This is a genomic window from Micromonospora sp. ATLC16 (assembly GCF_057196645.1).
This window is the reverse complement of the sequence record NZ_JBXUOW010000032.1, coordinates 1-15356: the sequence shown is the minus strand read 5'-3', so window position 1 is coordinate 15356 and position 15356 is coordinate 1. Positions and strand designations below refer to the sequence as shown.

13 protein-coding genes are annotated in these 15356 nt (G+C 72.2%); 3 read left to right on the top strand and 10 right to left on the bottom strand.

Features of this window, described 5'->3' with window-relative positions; genetic code table 11:
* Position 1 precedes the first annotated feature (1 nt).
* On the bottom strand, positions 2–286 hold the full coding sequence (locus AC2CHE_RS15465; RefSeq protein WP_484505587.1) for a hypothetical protein: 285 nt from the start codon (positions 284–286) through the stop codon (positions 2–4).
* A gap of 138 nt (positions 287–424) precedes the next feature.
* Positions 425–2578: an ATP-dependent DNA helicase UvrD2 gene (locus AC2CHE_RS15460; protein ID WP_484505586.1), complete on the bottom strand. Its 2154-nt coding sequence runs from the start codon at positions 2576–2578 to the stop codon at positions 425–427.
* Between the two features lie 92 nt (positions 2579–2670).
* Between AC2CHE_RS15460 and AC2CHE_RS15455 the strand changes: the two genes are divergently transcribed.
* On the top strand, positions 2671–2913 hold the full coding sequence (locus AC2CHE_RS15455; RefSeq protein ID WP_281564608.1) for a mycoredoxin: 243 nt from the start codon (positions 2671–2673) through the stop codon (positions 2911–2913).
* A 97-nt stretch (positions 2914–3010) separates the two neighbouring features.
* Here AC2CHE_RS15455 and AC2CHE_RS15450 read toward each other — a convergent pair whose 3' ends face one another.
* On the bottom strand, positions 3011–4372 hold the full coding sequence (locus AC2CHE_RS15450; RefSeq protein WP_484505585.1) for an MFS transporter: 1362 nt from the start codon (positions 4370–4372) through the stop codon (positions 3011–3013).
* 219 nt (positions 4373–4591) lie between these two features.
* Here AC2CHE_RS15450 and AC2CHE_RS15445 point away from each other — a divergent pair, with 219 nt between their 5' ends.
* Both AC2CHE_RS15445 and AC2CHE_RS15440 read left to right on the top strand, forming a co-directional pair.
* The gene (locus tag AC2CHE_RS15445; RefSeq protein WP_484505584.1) at positions 4592–5572 is read left to right on the top strand and encodes a helix-turn-helix domain-containing protein; all 981 of its coding nucleotides are present in this window, start codon (positions 4592–4594) and stop codon (positions 5570–5572) included.
* Positions 5573–5640: 68 nt separating this feature from the next.
* A complete protein-coding gene (locus AC2CHE_RS15440) occupies positions 5641–5877 on the top strand; it encodes a DUF397 domain-containing protein (RefSeq protein WP_484505583.1) in 237 nt (78 codons plus the stop codon).
* Positions 5878–6345: 468 nt separating this feature from the next.
* Here the strand turns inward: AC2CHE_RS15440 and nudC are convergent, their stop codons facing one another.
* From nudC to AC2CHE_RS15405, 7 genes are all read right to left on the bottom strand, one after another.
* Positions 6346–7296, bottom strand: a complete 951-nt coding sequence (gene nudC, locus AC2CHE_RS15435; protein WP_484505582.1) for an NAD(+) diphosphatase — start codon at positions 7294–7296, stop codon at positions 6346–6348.
* 61 nt (positions 7297–7357) lie between these two features.
* Positions 7358–8692: a M16 family metallopeptidase gene (locus tag AC2CHE_RS15430; RefSeq protein WP_484505581.1), complete on the bottom strand. Its 1335-nt coding sequence runs from the start codon at positions 8690–8692 to the stop codon at positions 7358–7360.
* Between the two features lie 120 nt (positions 8693–8812).
* Entirely contained in the window at positions 8813–10126 is a 1314-nt protein-coding gene (locus AC2CHE_RS15425) for a M16 family metallopeptidase (protein WP_484505580.1), read from the bottom strand.
* Positions 10127–10228: 102 nt separating this feature from the next.
* A complete protein-coding gene (locus AC2CHE_RS15420; RefSeq protein WP_484505579.1) occupies positions 10229–10408 on the bottom strand; it encodes a hypothetical protein in 180 nt (59 codons plus the stop codon).
* A gap of 260 nt (positions 10409–10668) precedes the next feature.
* The gene (locus AC2CHE_RS15415) at positions 10669–10872 is read right to left on the bottom strand and encodes a cold-shock protein (protein WP_013735772.1); all 204 of its coding nucleotides are present in this window, start codon (positions 10870–10872) and stop codon (positions 10669–10671) included.
* Between the two features lie 231 nt (positions 10873–11103).
* Positions 11104–14460, bottom strand: a complete 3357-nt coding sequence (locus AC2CHE_RS15410; protein ID WP_484505578.1) for an ATP-dependent helicase — start codon at positions 14458–14460, stop codon at positions 11104–11106.
* Positions 14457–15356: RecB family exonuclease (locus AC2CHE_RS15405; protein ID WP_484505577.1), on the bottom strand; the 900-nt coding region annotated here is incomplete at its 5' end. The genes AC2CHE_RS15410 and AC2CHE_RS15405, both read right to left, overlap by 4 nt.

Below are 15356 nucleotides of genomic sequence, written 5' to 3'. Positions count from 1 at the left end.
GTCAGACCGGTCTACCTCGAGGTGGAACACCGCGGAGGTCCATCCGCTTGTTGACGCCATCGACGCCCTTGCCCGTGAAGCCACTGCTCCCCTGGAGCCCGTTCGTGACCGGTGCGTTGATCAGCTCGGCCTGAATCTCGGCCCGGTGCACCTGCGGAGCCCACGGTCGCGCAGCGACGGCGGTGGCCCGGACTTCCGCCAGCGGAGCGGCGGCCGTCAGGGCAGCCGACAGCGGAGCGACGGCAACGGGCAGCGCCGTCGGACGCTGGTAGATGTAGCTCTCCATCGGTGCCACCTCCTTGACGTTCACTCGTGGTCGACCCGGAAACAGACCCCGTGAGCAGCCCGAACAGGGCCCCTTCCGAGGTGTGCCCTGAGGCTATGCCGGCTGGTGGGGCGAGGGCAAACGAATTAACGGTCGGATTCAGAAAGTTTTCTGCGGGCAGATTTCATCGACGGTCGCGCCCCCCACCAACGCCAGCACCGCCTCCCCGTACAGGCCCAGTTTGCGCGGTCCGATCCCGGCGATCGCGACCAGCTCCTCGGCCCGGCCCGGCCGCCGCTCGGCCAGTGCCACCAGCGTCGCGTCGGTGAACACCACGTACGCGGGCACCTTCTGCGTGCCGGCCACCCGAGACCGCCACTCGCGCAGCCGCTCGTGCAACTCGTCGTCGATGTCGGACGGACAGGTGGCGCACCGGCCCAGCTTGCGGTCCGGCCCGGCGAGCAGGGTCGTGCCGCAGATCCGGCAGGACACGATCCGGGTGGCGGGCCGCCGCTGCGGGGCCCGCCCCGGCCGTCCCGCGTCAACCCGCTCCGTCGCGCCGGCGGGCGCGAGTTGCGGCAGAAATCGACTCGGTCGCCGGGGCCGGCCGCCCGGTGAACGCGTCGAGGCGTACGACAGCCAGAGCCACTGGCGGGCCCGGGTGATACCGACGTAGAGCAGCCGGCGTTCCTCCTCGACCTGCTCGGTGGTACGCGCGTACGTGGTGGGCAGGGTGCCCTCCGCCAGGCCGACCAGGAAGACCGCGTCCCACTCCAGCCCCTTGGCGGAGTGCAGGGAGGCCAGCGTCACGCCGTCCACGGTCGGTACGTGCTGCTGGGCCGCCCGCCGGGCCAGTTCCTCGGTGAAGTCGGTCAGGGTGACCGGACGCTCCACCGTGGCGGCCACACCCAGCGGCAGGATCTCCGGGGTGGCCGCGTACTCCTCGGCGAGCTGCACCAGCGCGGCCAGTGCCTCCCACCGCTCCCGGGCGACACCCCCCGCCGGGGGAGCATCGGGTGCCCATCCGACGCCGGCCAGCGCCTCGACCACCGCTGCCCGCAGCGGGGTCTCACCCGGCAGCGACCGGGTCGCCGCGCGCAGCGCGACCATCGCCTGGCGCACCTCGGCGCGTTCGAAGAACCGCTCCGCCCCCTGGACCTGGTAGGGCACGCCGGCCTCGGCGAGCGCCTTCTCGTACGCCTCGGACTGCGCGTTGGTGCGGAACAGCACGGCGATCTCGCGGGCCGGGGTACCGGCGTCGATCAGCGCCCGACAGCGGGCGGCGACCGCGGCGGCCTCGGCCGGCTCGTCGGTGAAGATCCGCCGCTCCGGCTCCGGGCCGGCCGGCTGCTGCCCGACCAGTTCCAGGCGCAGCCGCGCCTCGGTGCCCCGCGCCTGCGAGATGACCGCGTTGGCGAGCCCGACCACCTGCGGCGTCGACCGGTAGTCGCGGACCAGTCGGACCACGGTCGCCGCCCGATGCCGACGCGGGAAGTCGACCAGGTACGCCGAGGTGGCCCCGGTGAACGAGTAGATGGTCTGGGAGGCGTCGCCGACCACGGTCAGGTCGTCCCGTCCGCCGAGCCAGGCGTCCAGCAGCCGCTGCTGCAACGGGTTGACGTCCTGGTACTCGTCGACGACGAAGTGCCGGTACTGGTTACGGACCTGCTCGGCGACGTCCGGATGCTCCTCGATCCCCCAGACCGCGGCACGCAGCACGTCCTCGAAGTCGATCACTCCGCCGGTCCGCTTGAGCCGCTCGTACGCGGCGAACACCTCCGCCACCTTCGCCGGCTCGTGCGAGGTCTCCCGCAGCGCCTTGGCGGCGGCCACCACGTACTCACCCGGCTCGACGAGGGAGGACTTGGCCCATTCGATCTCACCGGCGAGGTCGCGGGCCGCGGTCCGGTCGGCCCGTAGGCCGGCTCGCGCCGCGGCGAGAGTGACCAACCGGACCTTGCTGTCCAGCAGCTCGGGCATCGCCCGACCGTCGAGCAGCCGTGGTGCGAAGTAACGCACCTGCCGCAGCGCCGCCGCGTGGAAGGTGCGTGCCTGCACGCTGGCCACGCCGGCCACGACGAGCCGCTGACGCAACTCCGCGGCGGCCCGGGCGGTGAAGGTGACCGCGAGCACATGCCGGGCCGAGATCTCACCGGTCAGCGCCCGGTACGCGATCCGGGACGTGACGGCCCGGGTCTTGCCGGTACCGGCACCGGCGAGCACGCAGACCGGGCCGGCCGGGGCGGTCACCGCCGCGCGTTGCTCCGGATCGAGCCCGGCGAGCACGCGTTCGGACGCGGAGTTAACCACCACAGCGGGGAATTGTCGCAGCTTCCCCGGACGTTGCAGCGGATAGCCTGTGCTTGATCGGCAAGCCATCGGGCGCGACGTTGGAGGATCTCACCATGCTGACGATGTATTCCACTCCCTGGTGCGGCTACTGTCACCGGCTGAAGTCGCAGCTGGACCGGGAGGGGATCGCCTACCAGGTGGTCGACATCGAGCGGGATCCGGCGGCCGCGACGTTCGTGATGCAGGTCAACGGCGGCAACCAGACGGTGCCCACGCTGCGCTTCGCCGACGGCAGCGCGCTGACCAACCCGTCGATCAACCAGGTCAAGCAGCACCTGGCGAGCATCGCCGCCTGATCGCACCGGCACACTTCCCGCGCTCCCCTCGCCTCTTCCGCGCCGATCATGAAGTTGTCGCCCAGGTAGGCGCCTACCTGGGCGACAAACTTCACGGTCAACTGGGTTGGACGGGGTCGGGGGTTCGGGCGAGGGCACCGACCTCGGCCTCGGGTGCCCGGCGTTGGGCGGGAACCGGGAGCCGCACCGGCGGCCCGGGTGGTGGACTCAGCCGGCGGCCACGCCAGAGGTAGTTGCCGGCGAGCAGGGTCGCCAGGCCGACCGACGCGAAGACCAGCCGGTAGTCGAGCAGGGCGACGACCAGCGCACCCATGCCGATCGAGAGCGCCTGCGGGCACCTGACCGCCGCCTCGGCGGCGGCGGCCACCCGGCCGAGCAGCTCCGGTGGGGTCCGTCGCTGGATCAGGGTGTGCAGCCCGACCAGGGTCAGCGGCAGCGACAGGCCCGCCACCAGCACCGCGGCGAGGCCGAGCCACAGATTTGGGTACGCCAACATCAGCGCGGCAGGTCCGAAGAGCGCCACTCCGAGAGCCAGGGCACCCAGCTCACCGACCCGCCGCAGCACGGCGGCGGAGAGCAGCCCACCCACCAGGCCACCGATGCCCTGCACGGTGAAGAGCACGCCGACGAACGCCGGTTCCCGCCCGAGCCCCCGGTCGACGTACGCGAAGATCAACGACTCGGTGAAGCCCATCACCAGCGAACCGAGACCGTAGCCGAGCAGCGCCCGCCGCAATGCCGGCTCGGCCGCGAGGTGGCGGAGCCCGGCGACCAACTCCCGCAGCCAGCGCGTTCGGTCCCCGGAGCCACCGGCCGACACGCCGGACGACTCGTGCGGCGTCGGCGAGCTGCCTGACGTGGGCGGAACGGGCGGCGCAAGCGACGTACCGGTCGCAGCGGCCGGCCGCGGCGCGCCGACCACCACGGCGGCGATCAGGAATCCGACCATTCCCACCAGGGCCAGCAGCCAGCCGCCGAACGCCACGTAGAGGCCGGCACCGGCGAGCGGGCCGATCAACCGCAGTCCCTGCCGTGCCGTCTGCAACGCCCCGTTGGCCTCGCCGAGCAGGTCCGGCGGCAGCAGTTCCCGCACCAGCCGGCTGAGCACCGCGCCGACGGTCAGGTTCGACAGCCCGTACAGCGCGGCCACCGCGTAAATGATCCACATGTCGCCCGCGTCACGGACCGCGAAGAGCGGGGTGAGCAGCAGCGCCGTCGCGAGGTTGGTGACCACGAAGAGGGAACGCCGCGGACACCGGTCGACGAACCAGCCGACCAGCGGCGCCAGCACGCGTGGCGCGAGGATGACGAAGATCGTGGCGCCGGCGAGGCCGTCCGATCCGGTGAGGTCCTTCACCCACACAGCGAGCGCCAGCAGCAGGATCGACTCGGCGGCCATGCTGGCCGACAGCCCACCGAAGAGCAGACGGAAGTCCGGGCGATTCAGGACGGTGCGCATTGATCCTCCGGTGGCGCGACTCGGGACGGCGGGCGGCTTCGGCGGGGCCGGCGACGCGCGGATCGCGCCGACCAAAGTCGCTGTCGGGTCTGCGTATTTCTGGTGACACGCCCTCCGCCGGCACCTCCGACGGAGGGCGCGACGTCCATACTGGCCGTGGGGGGCGAATTTCATACAGTTACCGTCGCGTCTGCGGCGGTCGACGGAAAAGAGGACACTGTGCCTCCTGCCGCACCCAGCCCGATCCTGCGCCGCCGCCGGCTCGGCGGCGAACTGCGCCGCTTGCGCGAGGCTGCCGGGCTCACCGGCGACCAGGTCATCGAACGCGTCGGCTGGGCTTCCGCCTCCAAACTGTCCCGCCTGGAGAACGGTCGCAGCCGCCCCGATCCGGCCGATGTCCAGGATCTGCTCGACCTTTACCACGTCGACGACACCGTCCGGCTGGAGCTGCTCAGCTTCACCCACGAAGCCGGCGACATGCGTGGTTGGTTGAAGCGATATCCGGCGATGACGCAACAGCAGCGCGGCTTCGCCGAGCTGGAGGCGGGTTGCGCTGAGATCTCCGAGTACAACCCGGTGCTGGTACCGGGTTTGTTGCAGACCACCGGGTACGCGCGGATGCGGATCTCCTCGGCCTGGCAGGTAGACCAGGCGGCCGGCGCCCCGGAGGCCGAGGACGAGATCGAGACGGAGATCAGAGCCCGATTGGCGCGCCAGTCGGCACTCACCCGGGAGACCGACCCACCCCGCTACACCGCGGTGCTGGAAGAGTCCGCGCTCGGTCGCCGGGCCGGACCACCGGAGGTGCTCCGCGAGCAGTTGGCGCAGCTCTGCGAGCTGGCCATGCTGCCGAACGTCAAGCTGCACGTGCTGCCCCGGGACACGCCGATCGGTCAGTGGTACCTCCCGCCGACCGCGTTCTCGGTCTATCGGTTCGCCGACCCCCTCGATCCGGAGACGCTCGCCATCGAAGGTGGCTTCACCGACGTCATGTCGACCGAGGTAATCACTCTAAATCGCTATAAAGTGGTGTTCGAGTGGCTATGCACGGCGGCACTCTCCGCAACGGACACCCTCTCCTGGCTGATGGATTCGTCGGGACGGCTGTCCGGCGCGGTGATCCCGCCCACTGTGGCGGGTGGTCCGGCAACGGCGCCGGCTCAACGCCGCAGCCCCTCCGGGCGCCTGAAGGAACGGTGACCAGCACCGGCCCGCCGTCGGGAGGTGCGGTGCCACTCGGTCCATCGGTTCACCTCAGGAGCGCAACGATGAACGAGTTCCGCAACACGCCGTCCGTCCTCGCCCAGCTCGCGGACGCACCCTGGCGCACCAGTACGCGCAGCCAGACCTCCAACTGTGTGGAGGTCGCACCGCTGTCCAACGGCCCGGCCGCGGTGGCGCTGCGCGACAGCAAGGACCGGGGTGGCCCGGTGCTGCTGTTCGGCCGGACGGGATGGCAGGGTTTCATCTCCGGTGCCAGGGACGGTCAGTTCGACAACCGCTAGCGCGGACGCCCGCGGGGCCGCCGGCTTGCTCAGCCGGCGGCCCCGTTGTCGTCTGTCCCGCATCGACGCTGAGCAGGGATCGGATGATCGGTCGGGTCTGCGGACCGACAGGCGCGTTTCACTTGCCGGGACAGGCGTCGGGCGTACGATGACGGAACAGTGACGTGGAACTTCCACGGTCGTCCACGCCGACGACCGCGACGCCGCGCTGCTGCTGGCCCGCGCGATCGCCACCGTGGGCTCCGTACGCTCCGGCAAGCAGCGAGTCAAGGTACTGCCGCTGAACGACGTAGGCCACCAACGAGCCGCCCCCGCCTGGCCCGGCACCTGAACCACCACCCGTCCGTCGTGGTCGACCGGCTCCCCCGCCGAGTTCCTCACCCAGCCGACCACGACGGCCCCTGTCTCCGGTCCGTGACCGCCGCGGCAACGACGGTCACGGACCGGGGCCGCACTCCGGATCGCCCCTCAGCAGTGCCCGTCGAGCCAGCGGTGCACCAGAAACAGCGCGATCGACGAGGGGGGTGGCAGCAGCAGACGGACACCGCCCACCTCGACCGGCCGGCCGGCGAGCGTCGCCTCGATCTCCTGCCGGGAGAACCAGCGGGCCTCGGCGATCTCAGCCGGATCCAGCCGCAGCGGGTGCCCCGGGTCGGCGGTGGCCAGGAAGCCGAGCATCAGCGAGCCGGGGAACGGCCAAGCCTGGCTGCCCGCGTACCTGATGTCGGAGACCTCGACGCCGACCTCCTCGCGGACCTCGCGCAGCACCGCCGCCTCGGCCGACTCCCCCGGCTCCAGGTAGCCGGCCAGGCAGGAGAACCGTCGCCCGTGCTTCGTACTGGGCCAGGTGGCGTTGTTGCCGAGCAGGCACCGGCCCTCGCCACCGTCGATATCGTCGTGCACGAGCACGATCATCGCCGGGTCGGTACGCGGCCACACCCGCTCGCCGGTCGGGTCCACCCGGATCCAGCCGGCCTCGTCCGCCCGGGTGGGCTCACCGGTCACCGGGTGGTATAGATGCCGCAGGTGCCAGTTGGTCAACGCCAGCGCGGTGGTGAACAGTCCGGCATCTCGGTCGCTGAGCAGGTGTCCCATGTTCCGCAGCTGCGCCGGTCGGGTCTCCGGCACCGTCGGCAGGGTGCCGTGCACACAGAAGACCGGCGTCCCGTCCGGCTCGACGCCGAGGAACATCGCGCCGGCGGCGAGGGCCGGCGGCAGGTCGCCGGCGGCCACCAACACCAGTTCCGGCTCGGCGGTGTCGGTACGCACCAGGGCCCGCCCACCCGCCTCGACGTCCAGGACCAGCACCCGCGCCCCGGCCCACGCCTGCGCCAGCCACTGCGGATCGGTACGCCGGTGCGCCGCACGATTCAGCGTGGACCGGGCCAGCGGCGGGCTGCTGTTCCCGCAGCCCCTCACCGCGACGCTCCACCGGGACGCCGGCCGGCGTGTGGCGCCGCGACACCACGACGCACGCTCGTCACGGGACAGGAACGGTCTCGACCTGCGCCAGCGTGGCCAGCGGCGCGGCGATCCGCTCGGCGTCGCCGAGCACGACCGTGACAGCTCGGGAGGGCGCGAGATAGCGAGCCGCCGCCTCGATGACGTCGTCGATGCCCACCTTCGTCAGCCGGGCCGCGTGTTCGGCCAGGAAGTCCAACCGCAGCCCGTTGCCGGCGTACGCGCTGACCAGCGAAGCCAGCCCGGCCTGAGTGGAGATGCCGAGCTGGAGCGTGCCGAGGGCGTACTGCCGGGCCTGTTCCAGCTCCTCCGGGGCGGGCGGCACGGTGGCGAGCCGGCCCAGCTCGTAGCTCGTCTCCAGCAACGCCGGCGCCGTCACCTCGGTGGCCACCTCGGCGGCGGCCACCAGCACCGAGCCGGCCACCGCGTGCTCGATCAACGAGTGCGGACCATAGGTGTAGCCCTTGTCCTCCCGGATGTTCTCCACCCACCGCGACGAGAAGTAACCGCCGAAGATCAAGTTCGCCAACTGCAAGGCGGCGTGGTCGGGATGGGTACGCGGCACCGCCGGCAACGCCACCCGCATCGACGACTGCACCGACCCGGGTCGGTCGACGAGCAGCAGCGGACCCGGTTCCAGCGGCGGGGCGGGCGGCACGTCGGTCGGGTGCCCGGCACCGTTCCAGCCACCGAGGGCCTTCTCGGCCGCGTCCAACGCCCGCTCCGGGCGCAGATCGCCGACCAGCACGAGGACCGCACCAGCCGGATGCACCCGCTGGGCGTGCAGCGACCGCAACGCCGCCGGGCGGACCGCGGCGACCTGCTCCGGGTTCGGTGTCTGCAGGGCGTACGGGTGACCGTCGAAGATCCGCCGGAGCAGTGCCGTACGGGCCAGGTGCGCTGGTTGGCTCCGAGCTACCTTGATGCCGTCGACGAGCCGACCCCGCTCGACGCCCACCCACCCGGCCGGGTAGTTCGCACCGGTGACGACCTCGGCGAGAATCTCCAGCATCCGGTCCAGCCCGGTGGCCAGACCGGTGCCGAAGATCATCAGCCGGTCCGGGTCGAGCCCGGCCGAGAGCCCGCCGCCGATCTTCTGCAACTCGGCAGCGATCTGCACGCTGTTCATCGTCTCGGTGCCGGCGAGCAGGGTCTGCGTGAGCAGGTGGCCCCGGGCCAGGTGGGCCCGTCCGAAGGGCATCCAGAGTCGCAGTTCCACCAACGGCACCGCCGGCCGGCGCACCACGATGACGGTGAGCCCGTTGCCGAGCGTGCGCTCGGCCTGCCGGGGCAGCTTGAGCCGGCGGGTCGGTCCCAGCGGCGGCAACTGTCGTCGCGGTACGGTCGCACTCACCGGGGTTCACCTTCCGTTCGTGACTGCGGGGCTCGCAACACCGGCTCACTCCTCGCACTCACCGGGACCCACCTTCCGTTCGTGACTGCGGGGCTCGCAACACCGGCTCACTCCTCGCACTCACCGGGATTCACCTCCGGGGAGGACCTCGATGGAGGCGCGGCGCTCCGGGCGCAGGGTGGCCGCGGCAGCCCGGACCTGCTCGTCGGTGACCTCACCGATCAGGCTGGGCAGCTCACCGAGCAGCCCCGGCTCACCGCGCTGCTGCTCCAGCACCGCCATGCCCAGCGCCCGGCCGAGCACCGCATCGGTCTCCCGCAGCAGGTGGGTGGCCATCCGCGCCTGGGTACGGGCCAGTTCGCCGCCGCCGAGCCCGTCGTGGGCGAGCCGGTCCAGTTCCTCGTCCAGGGTCCGCAGCACCTTGTCCACGTCACCGCCGGGCGGCAGGTGCACCTGGAGCAGCAACGCGGTCGGATCGCGTACGTCGAATGGGTCGCCCATGAAACCCAGGTAGCCACCGACGCTGGTCACCGAGCGGTCCCGGCGCACCAACCGCTCCACCAACCGCGACGCGTCACCGTCGGTGAGCACCTCGGCCAGCACCACGTACGGCAGGTAGGCGGCGAAGTCGCCGATCGGGTCCGGTACCCGCCATGCCGACGCCACCGCCGGCAGCGGAGCCAACTTGTCGGTGTACTCGGTGCGCCGCTCGACGGTCAGGTCCGGCTCGGCGAAGTCCGGCCGGTCGGGCGCCGGACGGGCCGGTACGTCACCGAAGTGCCGCTCGATCAGCGTGACGGCCTCGGCGGTGTCGATGTCCCCGCTGACCGCGAGCACCGCGTTGCCGCTGGCGTAGTAGTGCCGGAAGAAGTCCGCGGCGTCGGCGACGGTGGCCGACTCCAGATCATCGAAGGAGCCGTACCCGTCATGGGCGTTGGGGAAGGTGTCGAACAGCACCGGCGGCAGGGTCAACCAGGGAAACCCACCGTACGGCCGGTTGAGCACGTTGACCCGGATCTCCTCCTTGACCACGTCGACCTGGTTGCGCAGGTTCTCCTCGGTCAACCGAGGGCCGCGCATCCGGTCGGCCTCCAGGAACAGCGCCCGTTCCAGAGCGTTGCTCGGCAGGGTCTCGAAGTAGTCGGTGTAGTCCAGATGGGTGGAGCCGTTGAAGGTGCCACCGGCGCCCTGCACATGCCGGAAGTGGGCCAGCTTCTCCAGATTCTCCGAGCCCTGGAACATCAGGTGCTCGAAGAGGTGGGCGAAGCCCGTCCGCCCCTCTGGCTCGGAACGGATGCCGACGTCGTAGACGACCGCCACCCCGATGACCGGGGCGCTGCGATCGGGGGTCAGGACGACCCGTAGGCCGTTGTCGAGGGTGAACCGTTCGACCGGATACCTCGTCGCTGGGATTCTCGCTCTGCGGGTCGACACGGATCCGACCCTAACGTCTCGGCGCGCCCGCCGGTGCCGGCGTGCAAGGAAGCGCACCGCCGTCGGGTCCACGCCCAGACCCGACCGAAGCGCCGCGTGCCGTCAGCCGGACGCGCTGCCGGTGTGCTCAGTCGGTGCCGGCCCGCGCAGCTCCACCAGGCCGGACGGAGCGAACCCGCCCGGCGTGACCGGCCAGGGTGCGAACGTCACGGCCGTGGCCAGCAGCAGCCCGACGGCCGCCACCGCGATCACCAGGAGCAGCTCACGCGTCGCCGAGCCCACCACGGTCCTCCTCCCCCGTACCCGATCAGGAGCCCCCGGCTCCTCCCCGCAGTCAGGGTTGTCGAGCCGGATCAGGAAGACAGTCGCCCATCCGACGGTCGATCGGCTGATTGCCGACTCAGCGGCCCTGCTCGGTGCGAGCCGGAAGGCGCGAACCGGAACCGGCCGGGGATGTCGACCCGGGCAGGAACACGGACGGCCGGGCCGCCGCCGTGCGCAGTGCACGGCGGCGACCCGGCCGACACCGGGTGACCGAAAGGTCAGAGCGGACGGATGTTCTCCGCCTGCGGGCCCTTCTGGCCCTGCACGACCTCGAACTCCACCCGCTGGTTCTCGTCGAGGCTGCGGTAGCCGGAGGACTGGATCGCCGAGAAGTGGGCGAAGACGTCCGCGCCGCCGCCGTCCGGGGTGATGAAGCCGAAGCCCTTGTCAGCGTTGAACCACTTGACGGTGCCAATAGCCATGCTTGTTTCGTCTCCTTGACGGAACGTCAACTCCGCACCTGTTGCGGAGTTGAAAGAGGAATGTCCCGAGCGAACCTGCCCGGAACGCCTGTCGCTGCTGGTCGCCCCGCCCGGAGAAGTCCGGACATAACAAAGAGCGCCTGGGGCCACATTCCGCCAGGCGCAAACAGAGCTGGTAACCGAAACTGCAACGGGGGAACCCTACCACGGATCCGGCAGCACGCCAGTGCTTCATGTCGACTCGGGAACCGAGCTGATCAAGACGGTCAGTCCGTCGACGTCCAGCAGGTCCGTCGGACGGACGGTCACCCCGTCCCGCACGTAGTGGAACGCCGCACCGACCCGGTCGACCGGCACACCGGCCAGCTCCGCCCAGGCCAGCCGGTAGACCGCCAGTTGCACCGCAGCCACCTCGGCGGCGGTGCCGTCCGGTCGCGCGCCGGTCTTCCAGTCGACCACGTCGAAACGGTCGCCCGGACGACGGAACACGGCATCCATCCGGCCACGAACCACCACACCGCCGATGACCGTGGCGAACGGCACCTCCACCTCGATCGGGGTGCGGTCGGCCCACTCGCTCGTCAGGAAGCGCCGCTGAAGCTCGGCCAGTTCCTCGTCCGGGGCCGCGTCCGCGTCCGCCGCCCCCGGCAGCTCGTCGGTGTCGAGCAACCGGTCCGCGCCGAACCGCTGCTCCAGCCAGGCGTGGAACGCGGTGCCCCGGCGAGCGTACGGGTTGGGCTCGGTCGGCATCGGGCGACGCAGTGCCCGGGCCAGCCCGGCCGGATCCCGGCGCAACGCGACAAGTTGCGTCACCGACAGGTGCTCGGGCAGCGACACCTCGATCGGGCCGGAGAGGCGGCTCACCTCCGCCCGCTCGGCCAGCAGCAGCTCAGCCTCCCGTCGCCACCGGGCCACCTCCGGATCCTCACCGATCGCGGCGTCCGGCCCGTCCCCGCCGTCACCGTCGGTCAGGAGACGGCGCACCAGCGCCGCCGCCTCGGCCAGCACCGGACGGCGAGGGCCGAGCGGATCGGCCGGCCACTCGGCCCGCAGGACCACCTCGGTGGTCGGGTTCACCGCGTCCGGCGCCGGCTCCGGAGCCCACTCGTCGACCAGATGACCGGCACCGCCGTCCAGGCAGGCATCGTGCACCTCGCGGAGCAGCGCCGACGGGCCGCGCGGTCGCTTGGTGCCCTCACCCCACCAGTGCCCGGAGCAGAGCAGCAGCCGCCGAGGCCGGGTCACCGCCACGTACGCCAGCCGTCGTTCCTCCCGCTCGTCGTGGGCCCGCCAGGCATCGGTGAAGTCCTCCACCGCCCGGGCCACGCCGCGCTGGTCGTCCGCCTCGGCCAGGGCCAACTCGGGCAGCCCGTCGGCGTCACCACGCAGCGGGAACGGCAGCATGCCCAGACCGCCCAGCCAGTGGTCCGAGTTGCGGACCGGCCCCGGCCACCCGCCACGGCTCAGCCCGGCCACCGCCACCACGTCCCACTCCAGCCCCTTGGCGGCGTGTGCGGTGAGGATCTGCACCGCCCCCTCGACCACCTCGACCTCGCCCGGCGCGAGACCGCGCTCCTCGTCCTCGGCGGCGGCGAGATAGGCCAGGAAGCCGGCGAGCGTGGCGGCCGGTGACTCCCCGCTGAACCGGGCGGCCACGTCACCCAACGCATCCAGGTGGCCACGGGCCAGGCCGGCGTCACCGGCACCGTCGCGGCCGGCCCGCACCGCCACCTCCACGTCCAGCCCGGTGGTCCGCTCCACGTCCGCGATCAGTTCCGGCAGGGACTGGTCCAGCCGGTAGCGGAGCAGGCCCAGTTCCCGGGCGTACACGCGCAGCCGCGCATACCCCTCGGCCGAGTACGCCTGCGCCGGACCCAGGTCGGCAAGCGCTTCCACCAGGGTCGCCTCGTCGAGGCGATCGGGGCTGACCTCCGGAGCGTCGTCGTCGGCGAGTCGACGGCGGGCCGACGCGATGGCGCTGGCCCGGCGATGCAGCGCCACCAGGTCCCGTGGCCCGATCCGCCACCGCGCACCGGTCAGCAGGCGCAGCAACGCCGCCCCGTCGGTCGGGTCGGCCAGCACCCGCAGGGTGCAGACCACGTCGCGTACCTCGGGGGTGTCCAGCAGGCCGCCGAGTCCGACCACCTCGACCGGCAGGCCGCGCTCGCGCAGCGCGGCGGCGATCGCCGGGATCTGGCTGCGCAGCCGGACCAGCACCGCCGTGGTCGGGCGTCGCGTCACGGGGATGTGCTCGGGCAACACACCCGGTGTGCCGGCCGCCCCGCGCCAGGCGGCCAGCAGGCTGTCGGCGATCCAGTCGGCCTCGTCGGCGTAGGTCGGCAGCAGCGCGCAGTGCACCGTGCCGGCGGCGGCGCCGCGCGGGCTGCGATGCGGGATCGGCTCGTCGACACCGAGCGCGGCGTGCAGCTCGGGCACCCGGGCCCCGGCCGCGCGCCGCGGCGCGGCCAGCGCGTTCGCCACCGCCAGGATCTCCGGCCGGTTGCGCCAACTGGTGGTCAGCCCGAGCACCCGCGCCGGGCCGCCGTCGGTACGGGCGAACTCGGTCGGAAAACGGTCGAGGGTGCCGGCGCTGGCTCCCCGCCAGCCGTAGATGGACTGGCAGGGATCACCCACCGCGGTCACCGGATGACCGCCGCCGAACAACGCTCTGAGCAGCACCACCTGGGCATGGCTGGTGTCCTGGTACTCGTCGAGCAGCACCACCCGGTAGCGACTGCGCTCGATCTCACCGACGCCGGGATGGTCCCGGGCGACCCGGGCCGCCCGAGCGAGCTGGTCGGCGAAGTCCATCGCCTCGAAATCGTCCTTCCGGCGGGCGTACCCGCGCACCAGCGGCAACAGCTTCAGCCGGGCCTGCTGGAGAGCGAGGGCCTTGCGTACCCCGGCGTAGACCCGACCCGGGCGTGACTGCACGTCGGCGAAGAACCGGCCGGTCCAGGCGGCCAGCTCGTCCGGTTCGACCAGGTGCTCGTCCAGCTCGCCGGCGAGCGCGAGCACCGCGTCGGTGACGGTGCTCGGCATCCGGTCCACCTCGGACATGTCACCGTCGTAGTTGCGCACGATCAGGTCGACCAGCTGCCAGCGGGACGCCTCGGTCAGCAGCCGGGTGGAGGGCTCGTAGCCGGCGCGCAGGCCGTGCTCGGTGACGATCCGCCCGGCGTACGAGTGGTAGGTGGCCACGGTCGGCTCACCGGCGAGGGGATCGTCGAGCGGGTTGCGTTCGCGGCGGCCCAGCCGGCGGACCAGCTGATCGAGCCGGATGCGGACCCGGTGCGCCAGCTCACCGGCAGCCTTGCGGGTGAAGGTGAGGCCGAGCACCTGCTCCGGCCGGACGTACGAGTTGGCCACCAACCACACCACCCGGGCGGCCATCGTCTCGGTCTTGCCCGAGCCCGCACCGGCGACCACCAGCAGCGGCTCCACCGGCGCGGCGATGATCGCCGCCTGTTCCCGGGTGGGCGCCGGCAGGCGGAGCAGCTTCGCCAGTTCCACAGGTGTGTACCGCGGGCCGGCTTCGGCCGCGCGGGGTGCCGGTGGGACCGGCTCGAACAGGGTGGGCTGGGTCACGGCTCGACCACCTGCCGGCCCTGACCGGAGACCGGGCAGCTGCTGCGCACCGGGCAGACCCGGCACTTCGAGTTGGCGACCGCCGCGAAGGTGGCGGCGGCCATCGTGTCGGCGGTACGGCGCACCAGCGCGGTCGCCCAGCCGGCCTCCGGGCCGTCGGTGGTCGGCGGCTGGGCCTGCTCGCGGGCATCCTTGGCGCCGGTGCCGAGCTGCACCAGTGCCGCGCCACCGGGTTCGTCGCCGAACTCGGCGAACGCACCGGCCTCCACCGCGGCCTGATATGCACCCAGCTGGGGATGCTCGGCCACCTCACTCTCGGTGACCACGGTGGACTTGCCGGTCTTCAGGTCGACCACCACCAACCGGCCGTTCGCGTCGATCTCCAACCGGTCGACCCGGCCGGTCAGCTCGACCGGCCGGGTCGGGTCGTCGAGGCGTACCGCGAACTCCTGTTCGATGGCGAGCAGCCGGCGCGGGTTGGCGGCCAGCCAGCGCAGCAGCTTGTCGACCATCGCCTCGGCGCGGGCCTGCTCCGGACCGACCATCCAGCGCGCCGCCAGCTCGATGGCGTCGAAGCGGGCGGCCACGTACTCCAGCAGTGTCTCCCGGTCGGCGCGGGCGTCCTCGGCCAGCATCGCCGCCGCGTGCACCAGGTTGCCGACGCCCTGCGCGGTGCTGGCCGGTGCGCTGCCGCCATGCCGTTCCAGCAGCCAGCGCAGGCTGCACCGCAGCGCGCTCTCCATCCCGGACGGGGTCACCCGGACCGGCTCGCCGTCGTCGACCAGCGGCCGGTCGTCGGAGAGCGCCCGCAGCCCCCACCAGTCGTCGGGGTGCGCGCCGGACACCCCGGCGGCGGCCAGGCGGGCCAGCTCGGCCGCTGCCGCGTGCCGCCGGGC